At 48.6% G+C, this 6,474-nt stretch carries 7 protein-coding genes; 1 reads left to right on the forward strand and 6 read right to left on the reverse strand.

Annotated elements, in window-relative coordinates:
- The coding region (locus HKN79_08480) for a hypothetical protein (GenBank protein ID NNC83600.1) at positions 1-675 on the forward strand (675 nt) is incomplete at its 5' end.
- Positions 676-727: 52 nt separating this feature from the next.
- On the opposite strand, the gene HKN79_08485 is transcribed toward HKN79_08480, so the two are convergent.
- The 6 genes from HKN79_08485 to HKN79_08510 are packed head-to-tail and all read right to left on the reverse strand — an operon-like array spanning position 728 to position 6,303.
- On the reverse strand, positions 728-1,156 hold the full coding sequence (locus HKN79_08485; protein ID NNC83601.1) for a RidA family protein: 429 nt from the start codon (positions 1,154-1,156) through the stop codon (positions 728-730).
- Positions 1,117-1,734, reverse strand: a complete 618-nt coding sequence (locus HKN79_08490) for a DUF502 domain-containing protein (protein NNC83602.1) — start codon at positions 1,732-1,734, stop codon at positions 1,117-1,119. Before HKN79_08490 ends, HKN79_08485 begins: the two co-directional genes overlap by 40 nt.
- A 15-nt stretch (positions 1,735-1,749) precedes the next feature.
- On the reverse strand, positions 1,750-2,109 hold the full coding sequence (locus tag HKN79_08495; GenBank protein ID NNC83603.1) for an MmcQ/YjbR family DNA-binding protein: 360 nt from the start codon (positions 2,107-2,109) through the stop codon (positions 1,750-1,752).
- Positions 2,106-2,882: a cyclase family protein gene (locus tag HKN79_08500; GenBank protein NNC83604.1), complete on the reverse strand. Its 777-nt coding sequence runs from the start codon at positions 2,880-2,882 to the stop codon at positions 2,106-2,108. Before HKN79_08500 ends, HKN79_08495 begins: the two co-directional genes overlap by 4 nt.
- Before the next feature lies 1 nt (position 2,883).
- Entirely contained in the window at positions 2,884-4,014 is a 1,131-nt protein-coding gene (gene hemW / locus HKN79_08505; GenBank protein ID NNC83605.1) for a radical SAM family heme chaperone HemW, read from the reverse strand.
- Positions 4,015-4,041: 27 nt separating this feature from the next.
- On the reverse strand, positions 4,042-6,303 hold the full coding sequence (locus HKN79_08510) for an OmpA family protein (GenBank protein NNC83606.1): 2,262 nt from the start codon (positions 6,301-6,303) through the stop codon (positions 4,042-4,044).
- Positions 6,304-6,474 lie beyond the last annotated feature (171 nt).

Raw genomic sequence — 6,474 nt, forward strand, 5'->3', positions numbered from 1 at the left:
GCCCTGGATGTCAAGGATGTGGACTCCTTTCGCTCATTGGCACAAGAGCGAGGCTATGAAGTCAAAACAGCGGCAGGAATACGCCCAAGTGCACGTAGCGTAAGTGGCATCACCAATGCTCGAGAATTGGTCAAGTGGGCCTATGACAGAGAGACCGAAGTAGGAGACATCACCGAACCTTTGGAGATCGATGACTATTTCGTAGTTGCTGTTCTCACAGGTAGCCGTGAGCAGGGTGCTCCAGAATTCGAAGATGTCAAAGACGACATGGAACTGGCCGTCATCAAGGAAAAGAAAGCTGAGATCATGGAAGCAGAGATAGGCACGGACTACTCTGGACTGGATGAAGTGGCCAATATCTGGGGTTCTACAGTACAGACTGCGAGCGGTGTAGCTTTGAATAATCCGAGCTTGCCAGGAGTTGGTAACGAACCCAAAGTGATCGGAACAGCTTTCGGATTCGATGCCGGATCTCTCTTGTTGCCCATCCGAGGTAACATCGGAGTGTATGTCGTACAGGTAGACGATGTGACCCGTGTGGACACCCAGTCGATCGACCTTTCTGCAGAAGTACGCTCGCTCCAGACTACTTTACGCAATTCAGTGACCGGCCAGGCCGTCAATGCGTTGAATAAGGCAAAAGGTGTGAAGAATGAGATCGATCGAGTGTATTGATCGACTCTGAAACGAATTACCATGAAAGGCCCGGCTTCATAGTCGGGCTTTTTTATTCGGCTATGCTTGCAATGCATTTAAGCTCGATAGCGATAGGGGTAGGAAGTGAGTTGATCTCTACGGTAGTCCTGCAAGGCTGATTGTCCTCGAAGTACTCCGCATAGATTCGATTGTAGGTCTGGAAATCCCGCTTCATATCCACTAAGAATACGGTCACGTCCACCAGTTGATCCCAAGCGCTTCCACTCGCTTCCAAAATGGTCCTGACGTTATCGAAGACCGATCGACACTGCGCTTCGAAATCGAATTCGATGAAATTCCCATTCTTATCCAGGGTCAATCCAGGTACTCCAGAATCCTGTGCATCGCTGCCGGCAATCCTGGGCCCTACCCCGCTGAGAAAAAGTAGGTTCCCGACTTTACGGGCATGCGGATAGAGTCCTACTGGTCTCGGGGCTCCTTCTGCGTTGAAGCGTTCCATTCTGTGGGAATTTTAGGTTCGACTTCCATCACTCCTCCCGATACGATGAATTTCATCACTTCTGATGAATTGGCCTCCAAGGGAGTGACCATCTCATTGGTCACGATGAATAGATTTCCGGAAAAATTGATGGAATGCGGTAAATAGACTGCAATCTTGTGCTCTGGGATGCCGAGTCTACTCAAGTCTTCTGAAGTGATGAAGCCCAATTTCTCCATGCCAGCTGCGTTCACTTGTACCAAGACCGGTTTGGTGAAGCGTTTCTTTTCTCCGACAAATGCCGAGAGTACATCACGTATAGCATAGAATATCGTCTTGACCAAAGGGATCCTATCCACCAGTGAACGGAAATATCGGTTGATGGGACGTAGCAGGAAAGATGAGCCGAGTATGCCCATCAAGGTGATGAAAAGCACTATGAACAGTATCCCGATCCCCGGATACTTGGAGGGAACCAGCCCATCCAAGAAGGTGAACAGCTCAAAGAGGATATACGCAGTCACCACCACCGGGGCAGTGTAGAGTAGCCCGCTCAGGAAGAATCGGACTCCTGCTCTCATTACCTGTTTCCAAGTCATGTGTTAAAATTAGCCTTATTGAGGTGTGTTGGAGATAGAGGTTCTCACTTTCTTGCTAAGTGAAGCATAGACCAAAGAATAACTGTGATCGATGAGTTCCCTGACCAGCCCATCTTCTAAGCCTTGATGCAAGTAGACACTGTTCCAATGGGTCTTGCTCATATGGTATCCGGGACGTATGGCATCGTGGCTGGCACGTAATTCCAAGGCTCTTTCTGGGTCACACTTCAGATTGATGTACTCGAATGAACTGATCCTTGTCAAGGCAAACATCTTACCACCTACCTTGAAAACAAGCACCTCGTCATCAAAGGGCATCCCCTCAGAGGTTCCCGGTTTAGAGAGGCAATAGGCACGATACTCCTCAATGTTCATGGCAATAGCCGATAAAGCGTGGGTTTGCTCGGTGAAGCGTCATTTCCAAAAGGAGCGATCATGATATTCAACAGGTACTCCCCGTCCACTATCTCATCTGGGATATAGATGAACTCGGTGATAGTGGCATGCATGCGAGGTGAATCGTTCTCATACCAGAATGCCCTGTGGGCGAGCATCTTCCCTCCGTCATTTTCCCGATCCACACTGGGCAGGTCCACCAGCAGGTGTTCTATGCCTTGTGCTCTCACCCAAGCTAGAGCCGCTGGGTCGAAATAAGGCGGATTCTGTCCGGTGTATACACGACTCTTCTTCGAGTCCGTGTTGGGAAGGGTGCGAATGGCCAGGGCTTTGACATCTGGAGAGAGCGATAGTCTTTCTAACTCCTCGACACGAATGATCCGGTCACCAGCCTGCTGGAACTCCGAGCGATCAGCATCCAACACATGCGGAGTGACCGTAAAGACCTGGGCCAGATGGATGAAATCCCGCATGTACTCATCCACCTGATGTGCCTCTTTGGTCAAGTGTCCGATACACTCGGTATGCGTTCCGTTGCCATGGGGGTTGAAAGTGATGTCATTGGTATTCACACTGCCCCCAAGGGCCACATTGCCTACAAAACCCTCCATCTCGACCGGGGTCAGGCTAGGATAAGGTGCATACCAGGCTACGGGATTATTCTTTCCGTGAGAGAGGCGTATGCTTATAGGCAGTGGACTTGCAAGGTCAACGCGCACTTGGCGATGACCGGTCTCTATCTGAGCTGTCATATCATTCTTCATCGATAAGGAAGAGGTCGGAAGAAAAGCGATCTGCCATGAGCAGGCCTTCTTCGTTTAGTATCAAGTGTCCGTCTAAAATACGGTACTTCCCATGGTAGATAGTCAGCTCCTTCTCGAATCTTTGCTCTATATCCACTCCGAATGCTGTACGTGCATAGTCTAGGTCCAAGCCCCATTTGGTCCGAGAGCGGGTCATGACATATTCGTTGAATCGGGTCTTGACATCCAGCTCTTCAGATTGGGCATAATCCAGATCGGTCTCCATGGACCGCATATACTGATGGTTGCTCCTCACATTCCAACTACGTCTCTCACCATCGAATGAATGAGCGGAAGGCCCTATTCCCAGATAGGGTTCTCCGGACCAATAGGAGCTATTATGACGACTCTCGAAGTCGGGACGAGCATAGTTGGACACTTCATAGCGTTCATAGCCGTGATCTTCCAAAACACGACCGATCATAACGAATTGCTCCGCTACCTCATGTGACTCCATGGGCTTGAGTAGACCTTTTCGCTCAAGGTGCGAGAAATAGGTCTTCGACTCTATTGTTAGAGCGTAGGCTGAAATGTGCTCGGGCCTGAAGGCAAGGAGGCCGTCCAAGTCATTCTGTACACTTGAAATCGTGCTTTCTGGTCTTCCGAAGATGAGATCGAGGGAGATGTTGTCAAATCCCGCTGTACGTGCCGCTCTGATAGCCTCAATGGCCTGTTCAACCGTGTGAGCCCTGTTCATCCCTGCCAATGAGGAGTCATCCAGACTTTGTATCCCGATACTCAGTCGATTCACCCCCATTTCGCTCCATAGCTTCAATTTATGGGGATGCATATCCTCAGGGTTGGCCTCTAGAGTGACCTCGAGATCCGATTCCAGACTGAATTCTGAGTGAATGGCGCTCAGTAGATCTTTCAGGTGTTCTGCTTCCAAAATACTAGGAGTACCCCCTCCGAAATAGAGCGTTTGAAAGGTATACTGCTTCCAGTCCGATGCTTTGTTCTTCAGTTCTGTGACCAATGCATCGACCATACGATCCACGTAGCGCATATCGGTACTGAAATGGAAATCACAGTAATGGCAACGCTGCAAACAGAAAGGGATATGAATGTACAGACCGGCCATTGTGGCGAAGGTAGCCAGTCAATGGCCCTACATGCGGACTATACGGAACTCCGTCCTACGGTTGAGTTGGTGCTCTTCTTCTGAACAGTCGCTCTTGACCCGACCTTCACATTCACAGTCATTGACCAAGTCCATCTCACCGAGCCCTTCTCCTGTGATGCGCGATGGGTCGTCTATACGCTCTCTGAGGTATTTGGCTGTAGATCTTGCCCTATTGTTGGAAAGTCGCTCGTTATAGGCCATGCTAGCGCGGCAATCCGTATGTGATGTGAGCTCGATGACCATACTTGGATATTCTTCCATGATAGTGACCACCTTGTCCAATTCTATGGCAGCGTCAGGTCGGATGTTATGCTTATCCAGGTCAAAGTAGATGGGATTGATGGCAAAGATCTCTGATAGATCGATTTCATCACCTTCTTCGACCACAGGAATGAGTCGGGCCAGGAATTTATGCTGTCCCTTCTCATCATCAGGAGTGTCGAAATCGAATTCCATGGGCAGGTAACCCGACTTGATGATCTTGACCGAGAATCTTCTATTCATGTATTCGTTCTCCTCCAGAAACCATGTATTATCCCCCGTCTCTGGAGAGATAAGCAGGACATCTTCTCCGGTGACCTTGTCATAGAGGTAGATCTCAGCACCTGGGATAGCCCCTCCCGTACGAATGTCGCGGACCATGGAGTGCAGGGATAATCCAGGAGCGTTCGGATCCAATTCCTTGATGACCAGACGCTCATCCGGGTATTCTATCCCTTCTGCATTGACATCGATAGGATCATCGATGGAAAGGTCATCGTCAGGCTGGCGGATCATGAGGTCGTGTTCGTAGTCCCTCTTGTTCTTGTTGGTCTCGAGCATTCCGAGCCCTTTGGAATAGTTGTCCTTGCTGGCCGACATGGAGTACGAGGTGCCTTCTTCTACTTCGAACATGAACTCTCCTTCATCTCCAGTCACCACTTCTCCTACCACTGCACCCTCAGCATTGAAAAGCAACACCTTCACACGGTCCACGACTTCTCCGATCTCATCCATGACCTTTCCTCTGAGAAGTTGGTTGAACTTCATGGGTGGTTCTCTATCGAAAGCATAGATATCATCATCCCCCATTCCACCGATTCGATTGGAAGACACGAATCCTTTATTCCTTTCCTTATTCAGAATGAAGGCAAAATCGTCCTTACTGGAATTGATCGGTGAATTCATATTAGTGGTCCTGTTCAGACCATTATATCGGATATCGTTGTAGAATACATCGAGACCCCCTAGACCTGGATGACCATTTGACGCGAAGAAGAGGATGCTATCAGGGTGGATGTAAGGGAACATCTCATTCCCTTCTGTATTGATCTCATTATTGAGCAACTCAGGCTCGCTCCAACTCCCATCTTCCGTGCGTTGACAGCGGTAGATATCAGTGCCACCGTATCCCCCGGGCATGTCTGAAACGAAGTAGAGTGTATTACCATCAGGCGTCAAACTGCCGTGTCCTGTAGAATATTCCCTGTCATTATATGGGAATGGCTTAGGCTTGGTCCACTGGCCATCCACTAATTCAGACTCGTACATCTCTAGAATGACTTCATCGTTGGAGCTCCGGCCTTTATAGCTGTTCCGAGTGAATATCATTCGTTCTCCAGCCTCATCGAAGGATGCTGGACCCTCGTGGAATTTCTTGTTGAATTTCTTGTGATGAGGAATGGGATTTGACAGCTCGTAATTGGAAGTGTCCAATTGGGCCTTATAGAGATCGAGGAATCCCAGCTGGTTCCAATTCCACTTTCTCACTACCGTCTGAAGTCCGGTCCGAGATGAGGTGAATATGACACCATCTTTATAGAAGGTGGTCCCAAAGTCCTGTTCATCGGAATTGATCTCTAGATTCCTGATAGCAAATCCGTTACTCTCTTTGATAAGGTCTTGGTAGTACTCTGGATCCTTGATGGTCTTCGCTGCTCGACTATCAGAAGATTTCTGCTCATGATATCTGGTCATCCATCTCACGGATTCCGGATATTTCTCTTGAATGGCCAAGACCTGTGAGAAGTTGAACATATCCTCTACACTGCGGTCCTCTTGAGCGATCACTTGGGTATAATACCACTCGGCTTGATCATAATCCTGCAGCTTGTAATAGCTGATGGCCAGATTGCGGAGTACCTCGGTATCCTTATCGTCAACAGCCTCATAATAGCGTATGGCCCGATCGTAGGAATACTCGCTGAAATACTTGTCCCCCAAAAGCTGTTTCCTGCCCTGACCTAGACCAGCAACACAAATGGTCACTGTAAAAAATATGGATATAAGCCTATGGTGCATTTCCAAATAGAAGCTCTAAAAGTAGCGAGGAGATTTGATCCTTCTTCTTCGCTTATAAATAAAGTCGTATCGCAGCATCAATTCGTGAGAACCTCCATTATATTTTCCCGTAGGGTTTGTGAATGACCAATCAAAGGA

It is taken from the genome of Flavobacteriales bacterium (genome assembly GCA_013001705.1).
Taxonomy (GTDB): domain Bacteria; phylum Bacteroidota; class Bacteroidia; order Flavobacteriales_D; family JABDKJ01; genus JABDLZ01.